9 protein-coding genes are annotated in these 16535 nt (G+C 63.9%); 2 read left to right on the top strand and 7 right to left on the bottom strand.

Features of this window, described 5'->3' with window-relative positions; all coding sequences use genetic code 11:
* Window positions 1-472: 472 nt before the first annotated feature.
* The 7 genes from efeO (IFU31_RS01725) to IFU31_RS01695 form a co-directional block, all read right to left on the bottom strand.
* Window positions 473-1300, bottom strand: a complete 828-nt coding sequence (efeO, locus tag IFU31_RS01725; RefSeq protein WP_192102095.1) for an iron uptake system protein EfeO — start codon at window positions 1298-1300, stop codon at window positions 473-475.
* Window positions 1301-1327: 27 nt separating this feature from the next.
* Window positions 1328-2641, bottom strand: coding sequence for an iron uptake transporter deferrochelatase/peroxidase subunit (gene efeB, locus IFU31_RS01720; RefSeq protein WP_192102094.1), 1314 nt, complete (start codon window positions 2639-2641; stop codon window positions 1328-1330).
* Between the two features lie 296 nt (window positions 2642-2937).
* Window positions 2938-4131, bottom strand: coding sequence for an iron uptake system protein EfeO (gene efeO, locus IFU31_RS01715; RefSeq protein ID WP_192102093.1), 1194 nt, complete (start codon window positions 4129-4131; stop codon window positions 2938-2940).
* Window positions 4132-4138: 7 nt separating this feature from the next.
* Window positions 4139-4981: an iron uptake transporter permease EfeU gene (gene efeU, locus IFU31_RS01710; RefSeq protein WP_122476866.1), complete on the bottom strand. Its 843-nt coding sequence runs from the start codon at window positions 4979-4981 to the stop codon at window positions 4139-4141.
* Window positions 4982-5086: 105 nt separating this feature from the next.
* Window positions 5087-6013 (bottom strand): hypothetical protein, encoded by a 927-nt coding sequence (locus tag IFU31_RS01705; RefSeq protein WP_192102092.1) that lies wholly within the window; start codon window positions 6011-6013, stop codon window positions 5087-5089.
* A 111-nt stretch (window positions 6014-6124) separates the two neighbouring features.
* Complete coding sequence (locus IFU31_RS01700) at window positions 6125-10180, bottom strand: dermonecrotic toxin domain-containing protein (protein WP_192102091.1); 4056 nt, start codon at window positions 10178-10180, stop codon at window positions 6125-6127.
* 194 nt (window positions 10181-10374) lie between these two features.
* On the bottom strand, window positions 10375-10692 hold the full coding sequence (locus tag IFU31_RS01695) for an SCP2 sterol-binding domain-containing protein (protein ID WP_185793470.1): 318 nt from the start codon (window positions 10690-10692) through the stop codon (window positions 10375-10377).
* 248 nt (window positions 10693-10940) lie between these two features.
* On the opposite strand from IFU31_RS01695, the gene sohB reads away from it, so the two are divergent.
* Window positions 10941-11966, top strand: coding sequence for a protease SohB (gene sohB / locus IFU31_RS01690; protein WP_122476871.1), 1026 nt, complete (start codon window positions 10941-10943; stop codon window positions 11964-11966).
* Window positions 11967-12056: 90 nt separating this feature from the next.
* Window positions 12057-16445 carry an NEL-type E3 ubiquitin ligase domain-containing protein gene (locus tag IFU31_RS01685; RefSeq protein WP_192102090.1) on the top strand — a complete coding sequence of 1463 codons (4389 nt, stop codon included), beginning with the start codon at window positions 12057-12059 and terminating at the stop codon, window positions 16443-16445.
* The last annotated feature ends 90 nt before the right edge of the window (window positions 16446-16535 follow it).

Genomic DNA, 16535 nt, shown 5'->3' with positions numbered 1-16535 from the left:
GTGGGGCGGATTGATGTCTGTGTGTGTCCGCTACGGAGATCGAAATGACCGGTGATGAGTGTCAGGTTTGCACAGTGCCAGAAGCTTGAAGGAGCGGCGTGTAGCCGCGGATGAGATGCTGCGGGGGATCAGGGGTATTGCGTCGGTTTTTTCGCGGCCACGGACCGCTCCTACGCAGGGTTCGAGGGCGCCGTAGGAGCGGTCATCGGCCGCGAAGGGGGCGCCGCGGTGTGTCTGGGAGACCGCAGCGCTGCGTTCGCGGCCACGGACCGCTCCTACGCAGGGTTCGAGTCCGCCGTAGGAGCGGTCATCGGCCGCGAAGGGGCCTTGCGGTGTTTCTGATGTACGGGTGTGCGGGCTTCGCGGGCAGAGCCCGCTCCCACAAAAACAACCTCTGCAAAAAAACGCCCCTGACAAAAACGGCGCCCACAAAAAAGGGCCCTTGGAAGGGCCCTTATCACCAGCAGACGGCTCAGTTCAGGCCGAGTTTGCCGCGCAGGGTGGAGAGGTCTTCGGCGAGGGTGTTGACCGGGCCGATCAGTGCCTTGCGGTCGTTTTCCTTGACCTTGTCGTAGGTTTGGAAGCCGCCATCGGCAATGCGGTACTTGGCCAGGATCTTGTCGACGGTGGCGAAGTTCTTGTCTACCTTGGCTGCGAACGCCTTGTCCTGGCCTTCGATCTGTGGACGGAACAGGTCGACGATCTTCTTCGCGCCGTCGATGTTGCCCTGGAAATCATACAGGTCGGTATGGCTGTAACGGTCTTCCTCACCGGACACCTTGGTCGCGGCCACCTCTTCGAGCAGTGCGGCGGCACCGCCGACCACTTTCTCCGGCGGGAAGGTCAGCTCGGCGATACGGTTCTGCAAGTCCTTCACATCCTTGAGCAGACCGTCGGCCAATGCATCCAGGCCCTTGGTGGTATTTTCCGAGTACAGGCTGTATTCCAGGCGGTGAAAACCGGTGAAATCTTCCGCCTTCACACCGGCTTCATGGTCATCGACACGCGAATCGATCGACGCATCTAGGTCGCTGAACAGCTCGGCGATCGGCTCGATGGCCTCGTAGTGCACGCGGGTCGGCGCATACAGCTTCTTGGCGGTGGCCAGGTCGCCTTTCTTGATCGCGTCGGTGAACCTGGCGGTTTCCACGGCCAGTTGATCGACCTTCTCGGTCACGTAGATCTTGTAGTCCGAAACCGGCCCTACCAGGTCCAACGGCGACTGGGTCGCGGCAAAGGCCGACAGCGGAGCGTTGAACAGGCCAAGGGTCAGCAGCAGAGCGAGTGGCGTCTTTGTCATGAGTGGTTCCCCGGTTGTATCAAGTGGTCATGCAGTGGTGGTGAGGTTCTTGCTCGCAGCGAGCAGGCTGCGGCCGATGAAATCCTGGGCGCTGGTCACTCCTGGCAGGGTGAAGAAATAACCGCCGCCCACGGGCTTGAGATATTCCTCCAGCGGTTCGCCGTTGAGGCGGGTCTGCACGGTGATGAAGCCTTTTTCCAGATCCGCCTGGTAGCAGATGAACAGCAAGCCCATGTCCAGCTGGCCGTTCTTGTTCACCCCGTTCGAATAGTTGAAGGGTCGACGCAGGATGAGGTTCTGCTGCGACTCGGGGGTGCGCGGATTGGCCAGGCGAATGTGCGCGTCCAGCTTGGTCAGCTTGCCTTCGGGATCTTTGCCGTAGTCCGGCACATCGCTTTCCAGTCGGCCGTCCATGGGCGCACCGGTGGTTTTCACCCGGCCGAAGATATTCTCCTGCTCTTGCAGCGGCGTGCGGTCCCAGCGTTCGACGAAGTTGCGGATGATGCGCACCGCCTGATAACTGCCATGCTCGGCCCAGGTTGGCTCGTCGCTGCCAGGCTGCACCCATACCAGCGCATCCATCAGCCGGGTGTCGTTGGAGTCCGGGTTGGCCGAGCCGTCACGAAAGCCGAGGAAGTTGCGCGCGCTCTGTTCAGGCTCGCCAGGTTTGGCAGGCGCCTGCGGCGGCACCGTACCTTCCTGTTTCCATCGCACGAAAAGCAGGTCGGGCAGGTTCTTGACGATGTCGCGCAGGGCGTGGATGTTGCTGTCCGGGGTATTGGCACAGAACTGCAGGGTCAGGTCACCGTGGCATTGATCCGCTTCCAACGCATCGTTGGGGAAACCGACCATCCGCGACAGGCGTTTGGGCTTGGCATCGGCGAGGCCGAAGCGCTCGTCGAACAGTGACTCGCCCACCGACACGGTGATGGTCAGGTTGTCTGGCACCACCACCGGGCCAAGGATGCCCGAATCCACCGGCGGCAGCTTGGGGTCGACCTGCGCCACGGGGCCGCCAGCCATCAGGAAGCGGATGCGCTCGTCCAGGGTGCGGAAAAGGCGCTCCAGGTCTTCGCGATCACTGGCCAGTACATCGAATGCCACCAGCATGCCTGCGGCTGGCCGCGGTGTGACGATCCCGGTCTGGTGCACGCCCTGGTAGTCATGGCGGTCCTGGGTCTTTTCGCTTTTTGGCGCTTCGGTGACCTTGGCGGCGGGGGCGGCCATCGCCGGGCAGCTCAGGCCGGCGCCCGCCAGTGTCGCACCGGCGGCGCCCAGGCCCAGCAGCACGCGACGGCGCTGGGCGTCGATGGTCGGATTCGGATTGTCGGTGTTGCTCATGATCGTTTATCTCGTCGCTGTTTCATTCACTTCAACGTCTTTCGCACCGCAGGTACCGCCGACGCGGCTCGCGCCGCTGCTACAGAGATCGCGCTGCCAATGCGGCTTGGCGTAATCCCTGTAGCAGCGGCGCAAGCCGCGTCCGGGTTCAGCGCGGTCAGCCAGTTACACTGCAGGTACCGCCGACGCGGCTCGCGCCGCTGCTACAGAGATCGCACTGCCACTGCGGCTTGTCGTATCCCCGCGTCTGGGCTCAGCGCGGTCAGCCAGTTACACCGCAGGTGCCGCCGACGGGCCTACAGGGTGGAGAGGCCCAGCGCAGGGTCGATGCCGTCGAGGGCATCGGCCAGGGCCTTGGCCTGGGCAGCGATCTGCTGGCGTTGTTCGATGCTGACCGTCTCGTAGCTTTGATAGCCGTCGCCGCTGCGCAGGCTCGCCAACTGCATGGCCAACTCATCCGCCGCCTCGTCGATCCGCGGCAGCAACTCGGACGCGGACTTCGTCAACAGTGGACGCAGCAGGTCGACCACCTTGCGCGCACCCTCCAGATTGGCCGCGAAGCCATTCAGGTCGGTGTGGCTGTAGCGCTCCTCTTCACCCTGGCTACGAATGTCCGCCAACCCGTGCAGGTTGCGCGCAACGATGCTCACCAGTTGTTCGGGAGGCAATGGCTGCGCCAGCAGCTGGCGCCTCAGTTCAGTGACATCGCTGGCCAGTTTCTGCGCCACCGGCACCAGACCCTCCACGCTGTTCTGCTTGAACAGGCCGTACTCCAAGCGGTGGAAGCCACCGAAAGCCGTGTCCTGTTCGCGCTTCTCGTAGTAGTCGGCGCGGGCATTGATGGCATTGTCCAGTTCGGCCAGGCGTTGCGCGGCGGGCGCGATACGTTGATAGGCGGCTCGTGCCGGGGCGTACAAGCTGCGAGCCTGCGCCAGATCACCGGCGACAATGGCCTGGTTCAAGGCGTCCACGGCGCGAATCAGGGCGCTGCCCTGGGTTGCCAGGTACACCCGGTATTCCGACAGAGGGCCGACGAAAGCCACCATCGACGGCCGCGCCTTGGCTGCAGCATCGGACTCGGCCGTGGGCGTGACCTTCAAGGTGCCGCGCGGATTGCTGAGCAGGCCGCAGGTGATCTGATAATTCCCCGGCTGCAGGTTGGCGTTGATCACCTGGCTCAGGCCGGGCGCGATGTTCTCGCGCTCTTCGACCACCAGCACGCCATCGAGGATTTCCCATTCCACCGCCCGCTCGGAGCGGTTGACGATGCGAAAGCTGTTGCGCCCCGCGGCCACGGTGAGCGCGGCCGGCTCGCAGTTGTGCGGATGGATGTTCACCACGATCTCGTTCTGGGCGCTGGCCTGACGTTTGCTCGAAGCGACTTGCGACGCGTAGTAGAACAGGCCGCCGGCGGCGATCATCACGACCACCGACGCGGCGAGCGCCATACGCATCAGGCGCGGCGGGGCGCCATTGACTGGGTTGGACATGGAAGCCTTACTGATGAGTGGCGGGGGAGGAGTTGACCTGCGCCGGCGCGGCATGGGGCATGAAGAACGCCACCAGGGCCACCACCAGATAGATCAGGTATGCACCCAGGGTGCTGATCGTCGGTGCGTCCTGATAGCCGAACATGCCGGCCAGTACCGATCCGATCGGACCGTCCATGGGCAGGGTGGCGCTGATGTCGAAGACCACGCTCTGCAAGCTGTTCCAGACCCCTGCTTCATGCAGGGCCATGACCGAGTTGGCGAGAATGCCCGCCGCGACCACCAGAATGAACAAGCCGGTCCAGCGAAAGAACAGCGACAGGTTCAGGCGCATGCTGCCCGAATAGATGGCAAAGCCGATGGCCACTGCCAGCAGCAGGCCGAGCAGGGCGCCGATGGGCGCACCGGGACCTTCGCTCTGCTGGAACACGGCGAGTAGGAAAAATACGGTTTCCAGGCCTTCGCGGGCGACTGCGAAGAACACCATGGCGATCAGCGCGGCGACCTGGTGGCGAGAGCCAGTCAGGGCTTGGTCCAGGGCTGCCTGCAGCGAGTGCTTCACCGAGCGGGCGACCTTGCGCATCCAGAACACCATGGAGGTGAGGATGACCACGGCCACCAGGCCGATGAGCGCTTCGAACAATTCCTGTTGCTTCTGCGGGAATTCCGCGCTCATCAACTCAAGGCCGCCGCCCACCAGCAGGGCCAGGGCCGCTGCGAGGAAGACGCCGATCCAGACCGCTGGCATCCATTGACCGCGACCAGTCTGTTTCAGGTAGCTGGCGATGATGCCAACGATGAGCGCGGCTTCAATCCCTTCGCGCAGCATGATCAAGAATGGAACCAGCACTTCGCACCGTTCAACGAGTAATTAGGATGCTAACTTGTAACATAATGATACTCATTATTAAACAGCGTGCTTGATGTTTGCGCCGAATGGAAGCTGAACAAATCTTCAGGAAGAGGGCGGCGTGAAGACCTCCTGCCCCAGGCGGAAAACCAGCAGCGTGACTGAATCGGCATTGGCCAGAATCAGCTTCGAACGCACCTCGGGGTCGGTCCGGAAGGCCACGCGGGCATCGGCAAGGTGGGTCTTGCCTGTCAATTGCAGGACCGTTTTGCGCTGACGCCCATCGCTGGGACGAAAATCGCGTCGACCACTGGAACCCGGGCGAGTGAACAGTTTTGCAACCGGCGTACTCAAGGACAACCCTTCCTGGCGGATCTTGAGCAGGCTGCGCGCATACACCTGCGCCTGCCCATACATGCCGCCCAGGTCATCATAATGCTGGTGCAGCGGCAGAAAGGTGTCGAGGTAGGCCAGGTCCACGGTCTTGAGCACCTGATGGCTGAGCTCATGCAGCAGCGATGCGGCCTGATGGTGCGCATACAACTGCGCCTGGGTGCGTTCATGACTGGAATACATCATGGTCTCGATCGGCAGATCGAAGAATTTTTCCGTCAGGAATATGCGTTGCTGCGGATCGCCCTCCCAGACAAAGGCGTGGTTGCCCTCGTGGCCCTCCTCATTGAGCCCGTCCCAATAGCGGGGCGAGGAGTGTGGGTCCAGTGCATCGCTGGTCAGTGCGTCGAGCAACTGCACACAGCTGCTGCGCAGACGTTGCAGCATGGCCGGCGTGACGTCCACTTCGAACACGTCGGTCAGAATCTCCAGGGTCTGTGCCGGCAGCGGTACGTGGGGGGATTTCTGATTGAGATTTTGCAGCGCATTGCGCAGGCAATCGACCGCATGGGCATGGGCGCGCACGATCATCTGGTGATGACGAGGGTAGCGCTGGCGGATCTGATCGGTGCCTTCGGCCAAGGTGATGAATACGTCGGGAATGTTGATGTCGGTGATCCAGGTGTCGTAGTTGTCCATCAACGAATACCCGGCCCCCATCCGCGCGATCTCGAGATCGGCGTGCCACTTCTGCTGGCCATCCAGGGTGATGGTTGGCCCTTCACGTCCTTTGCTGACGATGTACCAACCTTACTCGGCGCGCTTGACCTCCATCACCCGGCCATCGACCACGGCATAGCGGTGCGCGAGGTCGGCGGTTTCATACATGTTGAGCAGGGCGTCGTAGTTGAGTCTGTTCAATGCCACATCGTTGGCTTCCAATGCGGCCAGTGCCGCACTCAGGCCGCCAAAGCGCCGGCCTGCCACCAGCGCCCTGGGTACGTGTTCGGCATTTTCGGCGGCCTGGATCTCGCGCTTGAAATGCTCGGCGCCACGGCGCGCGCCGACCACCGAAGCCAGGGCGGCAATGAAGTCGGCCAGGGCCTCACCCCAGCGCCTGCGTCCCATCGCCTTGACCGAATCGTTGAGCAGCTGTTGCGACTGATAAAGCGCCACCAGGGACCCGACGACGCTGGGTAGAATCATCGCACCTTGCTCGATGCCCAGTTTCACGATGTGACAGAAAGCATTCCAGCTCGCTTCTCCCGAGGACATGGTCTGCTGGCGTGCCAGCAGTTGGATGAGCTGGAGATTGTCTTCGAACAGATAGTACAGAGCGTTGCCCTGTTCTGGTTGATCGAGCAGGACGATGGCTGGCGGTTTGCCCAGTCTCTGACCGTCGTTGACTTCGGTGGTCCAGGGGATATGGGGCTCGGTGAATCCCGAGTGCTCATAGCGTGAATGAACGTCTTCAGGCAGTCGGCTCAGGATCTGTGCCTGAAGCGCGGTGTTGGTCTTGATCTGCTCCAGCAGCTGTACGCGCGATGCGTACTCGCGAATGGTCTCCGACTCGCCATAGCAGGTGTAGAGCACGACCGGACCACGGTCGGGTTGCACCGGCGCGATCAGGTACATGCCGCAGGCAATATCGGCTTTCATGCCCACGTCCGGGATCAAACCCAGCGGCCCGAGGGTGATCCGCTGACCGTTCAAGGGCTCGCGAGCCACACCGTCTGGCATCTCTACCACCTGAGCGATCATGTCGGTGGCCGCCGCACTGATCTTGCCCTGCATCTCCCGTTCGAGCGCGTTGCGCACCATCTGCGCCGGCAATGCCTTGACGAACAGCAAACGGCGCAAGGGGTAGTCTCCGGACTGCCTGGACAGCTTGGCGGCCAGCAGCTTGCGGTACTCGCCACCCACATCCGCATCCTTGACCACCTCGCGCACCTGGTGCGTCGTCGGTACATCCATGATCAACGAGGGCGGGTCGAGGCTGATGTGCATCTCGCTCGACACCGACCCGGAGAATTGGCTGATCGCCCATTCGGTCAGGGTTTTGGTCCGGCTGACGAGCGTACCGGTACCGAGCATGCCGCCAATGCTGACCCCGCCGCCGCTGGTGTCGGTCAGCTTGATCACGACCCGATCAGGATCACTGGGGCCTCCTGGCCAGACCTTGGCCATGGAGGCGCGCAGACGGTCTCGCGAAAAATCGTCGATGAAGGGGATCTGCGCCAGATAATTGCTTTTCCTGTTGGCGGTTGCCAGGCAGCGTCCGAGAATGTCGGCGTAGCGGGCGAGTTGGCTGGCGCTCGCGCGCTGGATCCAGGGGGGTAGCAGCTCGGCAAGCTGCACGTTCGCCGCATCGACGGCCAGACGGTCCAGGCCAACGGTGAGCATGTTGTCGGCGCGGCTGTAGTCTGCATTGCGCTGGAACAGCGTGGCGGAAAACCCGCATTGGACGGCCAGCGCCATGTTGACGCCCAGACCGGTCAGCTGACGATGGCTTTCCAGCGCATCGAGCTCGGTAATGAAGTCGCCGGTCAGCGCACGGGTTTCCACGTGAATGCCGGAGACGGGAGCGGCCTGGAAGTGTTCCAGGACTGTCGCGATCAAGGCCGGATCCAGGCCGTTGAGCCAGCGGGTACGGGCGTGCGGATGACGGGCCGAAGCCGCCACGGTTTTCTTCAGTTGCTGCAGCGAGTCGAAGGCGAACAGCCCGTGGTCGCCGGACCACATCAATACCGGGCTTGCAGGCTTTGAATGGCAGTGCAGCACGAACATGTCGGCCAGCGGGATGGTGTTCGTTTCTGAAGGCACCCGCAAATAGATGGCATGCACGTCGGTGTCGGCAGCATTGCGCAAACGGGCCGTGGGATAGTCGAGTGCAGTGGCGAGCAGTTGCAGCAGTGTCTCGTCGATGCTGCCCTCACGCCGGGCGACGGCCAGGCTGGTGCGCAGGCCGAGTTCACGCAATGCCCGCCGTTGACCTGGCAAGTCATAGGCACCCAGGCAAGGTGGTTGCGGTGCGGACATCTGCCGGCGCACCAGGCCGCGGTAGGTTTTCGTCAGTGCCGGACTGCAGGCCAGCACGAGTTGTTCTATATGCTCGACGTCGGGCCAGTTGAGCTCGATGCCTGCCAGGTTCAGCACTCGATCCGCCGAGGTCAGTGGCGCGATGATGGCGCCGCTGGTCCGCTCCAGAAAGTAGTCGACCAGCCCGATAGCCGCCAACTCCGGTGCTCCGTCGATGTGGAGGCGCAGCTCGTCGGCCGGTAGCGGTGACTGCATCGCCAGCAGGCCGGGTGCGAACAACAGGCGCACACCGTCTTTGACCGGGGAGACGCAGTGCATGGTCGATCGCTGCCAGTTGCGCAGGGTTTCGATCTGCAGCAGCCAGTTGCTCTTGGCCCCATTCGTGGAAGGCTCGACTGCCTGCAGGGCCAGGGCGGTGATCGGCCGCTCGCCACTGAGCCAGTGCAGCCGAGGGTGTGCCAGCATGCGCAGATCCAACGCTTCGGCGACCGCCAGCAGCGGAGAAGGGCGCAGGGCTGACGCGTTGCCGAACACCTCCTGCACCCGGCGCCGTTGCAAGTCGATCAAGCCGTCGGCCAGGGTCTGGAACGCTTGCCCGGTCAGCGCCAGGCGCTGGGGTACAGGCCGAATCATCGCGTTGAACAATGCTCGATCGCTTTTGATCAGCCGCAGGCTGTCGCTCGCCCCGGCGACCAGCCCTTGCAGGTAGTCACCCAGCGCCTGCAGGTCGGCACAATGCGACAGACCCTGGTCCGTGCTGAAAATGTAGTAGCCGAGGCTGGCCTGGTCGGCGTCGCTGATGATCAGCGTGCCTGGCCAGGCCACGGGCTCGTCGTTCAGCGCCTGGTCGGCGTTGAATCGAAGGGTTTCCAGGCGCAAACCGGCAGGCGCTGGCGATGTCACCACCGATTTCAGCAGCTCCAGTTGCGCGTTGCTCGCATGCAGATGGCTTTGCGCCTCCAGCACTGCACTCAGGTAGGCAGTCTGCAGGCTCCGACCCAGGCCATCGCGCAGGCTGCCGCGCTCGTTGTCGGGGTTGGCGCGCCAGAAGTCGGCCAGCGCAGCGCTGTAGTTTTTCGCCAATCGTGAGTTGGTGGCCATCAGCGTACTGCGGTAGCAAAGCGCATCGGCGTCACTCAACGTCTGTCCATAGACGCCGAGGAAACGATGTTCGCAGTCGGGTTGCGGTGAGTCGGCGAGCAGGTCCAGAGCGGTATCGAGCAAGCGCTGCACGTTGACCACTGCCTGAGTCTGGCGGTCGACACGATGCACTTTGTGGCTGCGCGGGATGATCGGGTCGCTGGCAGGCATCGCAGTGCGCAGCGCTGCGGTGAGGTCTCGGTCGAGGATATCGCCGAGCAGCGGCAACTGATGCCAGGTACGGTCGATGGCTTTCAGGCGCCGCGCTTGCGCCAGAATGACCGCTTTCATCCAGCGCTTGAACGGTGATTGAGTCACTGACACCCATTTCGGCTCGCGCGTGCTGGTCGGCCGAGCCCCGGCTTCGGCCTGCAACCGCGCCAACAGGGCATCGCGCAGGGCGGCGCTGCTGGTGAACGGCAGGATGCCTGTGAGTGGCGAGTAATAGTAGGCCGCCGCAAGGTCCGGATCGGTGCGCGTGATGCGCAGTCCGCAGAACACGCCGGGATCGGCATTGCCCAGCAGGCAGACCTGCATGTCCGGCGCAATGGTGGGGCTATCTGGCAGGCCCCGCAGCCAGTCGTACTCGATGACGCTCAGTTGTTCGCTTTCAAATGCCTGGGTGAGGTGGCGGGACATGCACTGGGCAAGTTGACGCGAGTGAAACCAGGGGAGGGTATTGGCCATGATGCGCTCCATCGAAGGAACAGGCGGCAGGTGCCGGCCTGAGAGCGATCAAGGCTAGGGCGATGCAGGCGTACCATGGCTGTACATATGTGGCGAGGGGAGACATACGGATGAGGCTTGAGACGCACTTGCCCCGAGGCGTGGTCGGGGCAGGTGGGATGCGGCGGTGAAGCGCAGCTCTGGACCGGGAACAATCAGACCGGGAACAGTTCGCTCAGCTTCATGGCCAGCATCATGTCGCCTTCGGCGCGCAGCTTGCCGCCCATGAACGCCTGCATGCCATCGGTTTCGCCGCTGACGATGCCCTTGAGGGTTTCGCTGTCCATGACCAGGGTCACGTTGGCGTCCGGGTTTTCGCCTTCCTGCAGCTCGCAGGTACCGTCTTTCACCAGCAGGGCGTACTGCTTGTCTTCGTCGGTGATGTTGAATCCGAATACCAGGTCCAGGCCTTTGGCGGCCTCTGGATTGAACTTGGCTTTCATGGCGTGTACGGCGTCGGCTACGGAGGTCATGGTGCGGTCCTTTTGTTGGAGGTGTGCAATGATCGCGAGGGCCTGGGCGGCCTGGCTCGATAGGGCAGTGAAAGTCCTGCGAGGTTAGGGGGGGTATCGGCGCCTGTCAACGAATAATCATACGTGCGTTTGAATGGCTCGTTTGATGCCGAGCGTTTCCCGGCTGGCCCAAGGCTTTGCCCCCCGGTATGCTGGGCTCATTCCATCGTCCCCTGGCTTGGCGGGCGTCATGCATGTAAGGAGTCACCGTGGAGTTTTTCGCCGATTACGCCGGGTTTCTGATCCGCACCGTCACCCTGGTCGTTGCCATCCTGGTGGTGTTGGCCGCCATCGCGTCGCTGCGCGCCAAGGGCCGGCGCAAACCGGCCGGCCAGTTGCAGGTCAGCAAGCTCAATGACTTCTACAAGGGCCTGCGCGAGCGGCTCGAGGCCGGTCTGTTCGACAAGGACAAGCTCAAGGCCTTGCGCAAGGAACAGGCGAAGAACGAGAAGAAAGCCAAGAAGAAAAAGCCCGACAGCAAGCATCGGGTCTTCGTCCTGGACTTCGATGGCGACATCAAGGCTTCCGCCACCGAAAACCTGCGTCATGAAATCACCGCACTGCTGACCCTGGCCACCCCCAACGACGAGGTCGTGCTGCGCCTGGAAAGCGGCGGCGGCATGGTCCACAGCTACGGCCTGGCGTCCTCGCAACTGGCGCGCATCCGCCAGGCCGGTGTGCCGTTGACCGTGTGCATCGACAAGGTTGCCGCCAGCGGCGGCTACATGATGGCCTGCATCGGCGAGAAGATCATCAGCGCGCCGTTCGCCATCCTCGGGTCCATCGGCGTGGTCGCGCAGTTGCCCAACGTCAACAAGCTGTTGAAGAAGCACGACATCGATTTCGAGGTGCTCACCGCCGGCGAGTACAAGCGCACCTTGACCGTGTTCGGCGAGAACACCGAGAAGGGCCGGGAGAAATTCCAGGAAGACCTCGACGTCACCCACAAGCTGTTCAAGAGTTTCGTTGCCCACTATCGCCCGCAGTTGTCGATCGACGATGTGGCGACCGGCGAGGTCTGGCTCGGCGTGGCGGCGCTCGACAAGCAGCTGGTCGACGAGCTCAAGACCAGCGACGAATACCTGGCCGAACGCGCCAGGCAAGCCGAGGTGTTCCATCTTCATTACGCCAAGGCCAAGAGCCTGCAGGAGCGCGTAGGGCTGGCAGCCAGCGGCTCGGTCGAGCACCTGGCCGGCAAGGCCTGGGAGAAGCTCAGCCAGCAGCGTTTCTGGTAACGTCCAGCGTTATGTAACACCGGGCGCTTCGGGCGCCTTGCTCCACTGGGCCATCTGCGGCATGTCGCCGTGGATTACCCGGATTGGAGCTTGCTCTTGGTTACCCCAGCACCCGCGCTGCATGTCAGCGACACCCCCGCCCATTACCCTGTCATCGCCAAGCATGTCCCGGACTGGTTGCGAAAGGCCGAGCCAGTGGCCATTCGCGCCTACGAGAAAGCCTTGCGCCAGAACCGCGCGAGCCAGGCGACTGCGCAGTATCTGGCGAAAGATTTCGTCGGTCCGGCCGAGTTCGTCGGCTCCCGTCTGCAATCGGCGTTCGACGCTGCCTTCGGTGCAGCGGGCGCTGTCGATGTCACTCGCGCCGAATGGGTCGAATTCGACCGTGGCTCGGCGATTCTCGGCCGACCGCTCAGTGTGCGGCGGCGTACGTTGCTGGAAGCGGCCATGGCCAATTTCAGTGAAGACGAAGCCAGCCCCGGCCACTTCACCGGCGGCACGCTGCTGCTGCAACCCGATGCCCTGCAATTGCGGCTCGAAGAGCACGGCCTGCGCTGGAGCTACGGTTGGCACTATCAGGCCAAGGACACGATCGCGGTACAACCTCACCAGTTCGCCCGGCTGTGCCGCGACCTGGATCTGGGCCGTGCCTACCAGCAACGCTTCGATGAGGTGTTCAAGCCCACGGCGCTCAGAAGCCAATGGGTCACGGGTGCATTTCGCGCCAATATACGCAGCGAACTGGCCGTGCAGGCGCAGCAGGCGTTGCTGCGCGGCCAGCTCGATGCGCAAGCCTGCAGCGTGGTGCAGCAGCTGCTGGCAGATACGCCGGGTGAGGTGAAGTGGCAGGGTCAGCCAGTGATATTGTGCGATCTGCGCGGTTTGGTCACTTGGGTGCACAGCGGCACGACGTTGCACGGTGTGGTGTCCATCCAGACCAGCACGCAATCCAGTGCACCGTGCATCGTCTATATGCCTGGTGCTGGCGACGGTGCCTTCAAGCAGTACCCCAGCTTCGACGCGTTCGGTTCCGACCTGCGTGCGAAGTTGCGTGACGGTGCCTTCCAGGGCTGGTTTGCGGGGTTCGTGGCCGAGCCCGACCGCCGCGAGTTCTTTCTCAGGCTGAACAACACGTTGCGTCCGCAACGTGTCGAGTGGGGCATTGCACAGGGTCCACTGGATGATCCGGACGCCGATATCGGTCTGCGCCGCACCACCAGCGCCCAGGCTTTGGTACCGCTGCTGCACGAGGCGATGCTGGCCAAACGCGCGGCGGATGCGCGCTACTTCGTTGTACCGACTGCCGAGATCGACGCCGCCGAGCGGCAGGCGCGCTGGATGCACTACCTGCAGCAGGGCGTGACGCTGCTCAATGTTGCCGCCTTGTCGGTGCCGGCCCTCGGTGCGTTGATGGCCGCCGTCGGCACCGTTCAACTGCTTGGCGAGCTGTTCGTCGGCATGGACGACTGGACCCACGGGCAGACCGAAGAAGCGGCAGCTCACTTTTTCGCCGTCGCGGTCAATCTCGCTGTGGTGGGCGCCACGGTCGCAGGCGGCGTGGCCCTGGCGCGGTCGCCGTTCGTGGCCGGCATGCTGCCGGTCGTCGACCGAGCCGGGCGCACCCGCCTGTGGCCGACCACCCTGGAAGCGTTCGCAGCCCGCGAGCAGCTTCCGCAGACGCTGGTGCCCGATGCGCAGTGGCAATACGTGCACGGGGGCAGCCACTACATCAAGCACGATGGACTGTTCTACCGACAAAGCTTCGAGGCCAGTAGCGCAAGGTGGTACATCGAACATCCTGCGGCCGACGTCGAGTATCGCCTGGCCTTGACCCACAACGGTGAAGGCGCCTGGCGCGTGGCCCACGAAGATCCAGGGCAATGGACTGCCGTGCAGGCGCTGCGTCGATTCGGCCCTGCGCTGGACGGGCTGGATGATGCCGCGCTGCAACGGGTGCGCCAGGTCAGCGGAATCAGCGGGCGTCAGTTGCGCGATCTGCATCGTCGCGGCGGCAAGCTCCCGGCGCTGGTCAAGGCGTGCGCCGATGACCTGCGCGCCGAACGGGCCGTGCTGGCGCTTCCCGCGAGTGAGCGTACGGCTGCTCTGGCGCGTTTGCGCGAAGCAGCACCAGCGATACCTGTCGGGCATCCGGCGGCCGCCTTGCTTCGCGATTTTCCCCGCCTGCCGCAGGTGGTTGCCGAAGAGATCGCGGCCGGCGCCAACGACCGCGAACGGGCACAGCTGATTGCCGCCGCCCGCGTTCCGCTGCGCTTGGCCACCCAGTCACGCTGGAGCCTGTGGGAGGCGCAGCTCAATCGGGCCATCCTCGGCCTCACTGGCGCCGGCGATGCACGCAGCGCCAGGCTGCGCCAGGGCCTGACGGCGGCCATGAGCGAGCAACAACAGCGCACTGTTTCGCCGCAGAAACTCTTGGCCCTGGCAGCCGGGGATCGCCCGCGGGCCGCCCGGCTCATTGGCCAGCGCCGGCCCAAGGCCTTCACGGCGCCCGAGCGCATCGCGGGGCACCGCTGGGGTTATCGTCTCAGCGGTCGTGGTGGCAGCCAGGACGAACTGGCGCAACCTGTGCGTCCCCTCAGCGCCGCTCGCCAGCAGGCACGCTTCGACGAAGGGCGGCGGCTGGATGCCTCCCTGGCCCACTGGGCCCAGGAAAGCACCACCACGCCAGGTCCCGATGGGCAACCCGTTGCGGTCGCCAGCGCAGATCGCGAGCTGGCGCGGCAGCGCATCATGGCTTCCTGGCGCGGCGAGGCACCCCTGGCCGAGGACGGTGCCGGTGAAATGTCGCAAGTGCTCGATCTCTCGGAGTTGCGCATTGGTACGCTGCCGGTGCTGGAAGGCGACTTTTCCCGGGTTCGCTACCTGTCGCTGGAACAGTGCGGCCTGACCGAGCTGACGCCCGGGTTTCTGGAAATGTTCACCCAATTGGAACACCTGGAGTTGCAAAGCAATTACCTGACGCGGATCCCGCCCGGTGTCACGGCGCTGAACGAACTGCAGATGATCGCGCTCGACGACAACCGCCTGCAGGCCTCGCCAACGATGTTCGATGAGGTGGCCACACTGCCTGGCCTGCACGCACTGGTGCTGCGCGACAACCCCATGCAGATTCCCCCGACCGCCGTGCAGCGCCTGGCCAGCCTGTCCTCGTTGCGCTACCTGGCCCTGGACAACACCGATGGCCAGGCGATGGCCGAGCACCTGCCCATTCTTGCCAGGCTGCCCAACCTGGAAAGCCTGTGGGTGGGCCGCAACGGCATGACCCTGACGCCCCAGGCCATGCAGGCGCTGGGCAGCCTGCAAACGCTGGACTACCTGGACCTGTCGGGGAATCCGGTGGGCCCGCACCTGGACCTGAGCCTGCTTCAGGCCATAGGCGGGCTGCGCCTGCGCGATTGTCAGCTGCAGCAGTGGCCTGTCGGCTTGACCGGCCTGATGGACCGTCAACCGCTGCGCCTGCGCTGGGTCGAGCTGGACGACAATCCCATCGTCGAGGTGCCCGAGCTGCACACGCTGGCGTTCTTCCGAGGCGAGCCACAAGTGCCACGCCCGCTGGGTCTTTCTTTCGCCCACTTGAGCGCCGTTGCGGTCAGCCGCCTGCAGGCCGTGGGCGTGGTCTTCGACTACCTGCAGATACTGGCGCAAGCGGCCGACGGCGAGGCTGCGGCGCGACTGGCCAGGCTGCGTGCGATGCCGGGCAGCCGGCGCTTCATGCAGCTGCTGGGCAGGCTCAGCGATACCGCAGACTACCGTCTGGTCCCCGCCAACCTGGCCGAGCGGGCCTGGAAAGTGATCGACGCGGCAGCTGCGTCGAGCTCGCTGCGCGAGCAATTGTTCGCCATCGCCCAGCGCCCGGACACCTGCGGTGATCAGGTGATGGCACTGTTTGCCGACCTGGAACAACAACAGATGTACGTCCGCGCCGCCGACCCCACGCTCGATGGGCCGCAACGCAGTGCTCAGCTGCTTGGGTTGTCGCGCAGCCTGTACCGCCTGGATCGCGTCGACAGCCTGGCCCGCGCCGATGTGCGGGCGCGCGCGGCGGCCCGCGATATCGACGCGGACGAAATGGAAGAGGTCGAGGTACTGCTGGCCTACCGGATTGGCCTGGCCACGCGGCTGGGTCTGTTGAACCAGCCCCATGGCATGCTGTTCGGGGCCATCGAACCGGTGACGTTGGCCCAGCTCGATGCGGTGGCCGGCCAGGTGCTGCAAGAGGAGAGCGATGCAGCCCTGTTGGAGTGGCACATGAGCCAGGACTACTGGCTCGATTACCTGCGACGCGAGCACCGAGCTCGCCTGGACGCCGCCCAGGCACCGTGGCAGGTGCGCCTGGCGCAGCTGCAGGCGCGTGACTATGACGACGGTTTTGACCAGGAGCTGGTCAGCTTGCAGGTGGAGCGCCAGGCCGCGGAAATGACAGTCCTGCGTGCGCTGACGCAGGAGGCCATGACGCAATAGGCAAGCCCCGGCGGCTGTGGTGCATGGCTACCGCAGCCGCCCTTGTTGGCTCTGTTTTGCTGGGCGTTCTTCGAAACCAGGAAAGCCAAG

It is taken from the genome of Pseudomonas sp. CFBP 13602 (assembly GCF_014842725.1).
Lineage (GTDB): Bacteria > Pseudomonadota > Gammaproteobacteria > Pseudomonadales > Pseudomonadaceae > Aquipseudomonas > Aquipseudomonas baltica.
The sequence above is the reverse complement of the archived record's forward strand: the minus strand, read 5'-3'. Positions and strand labels throughout refer to the sequence as shown.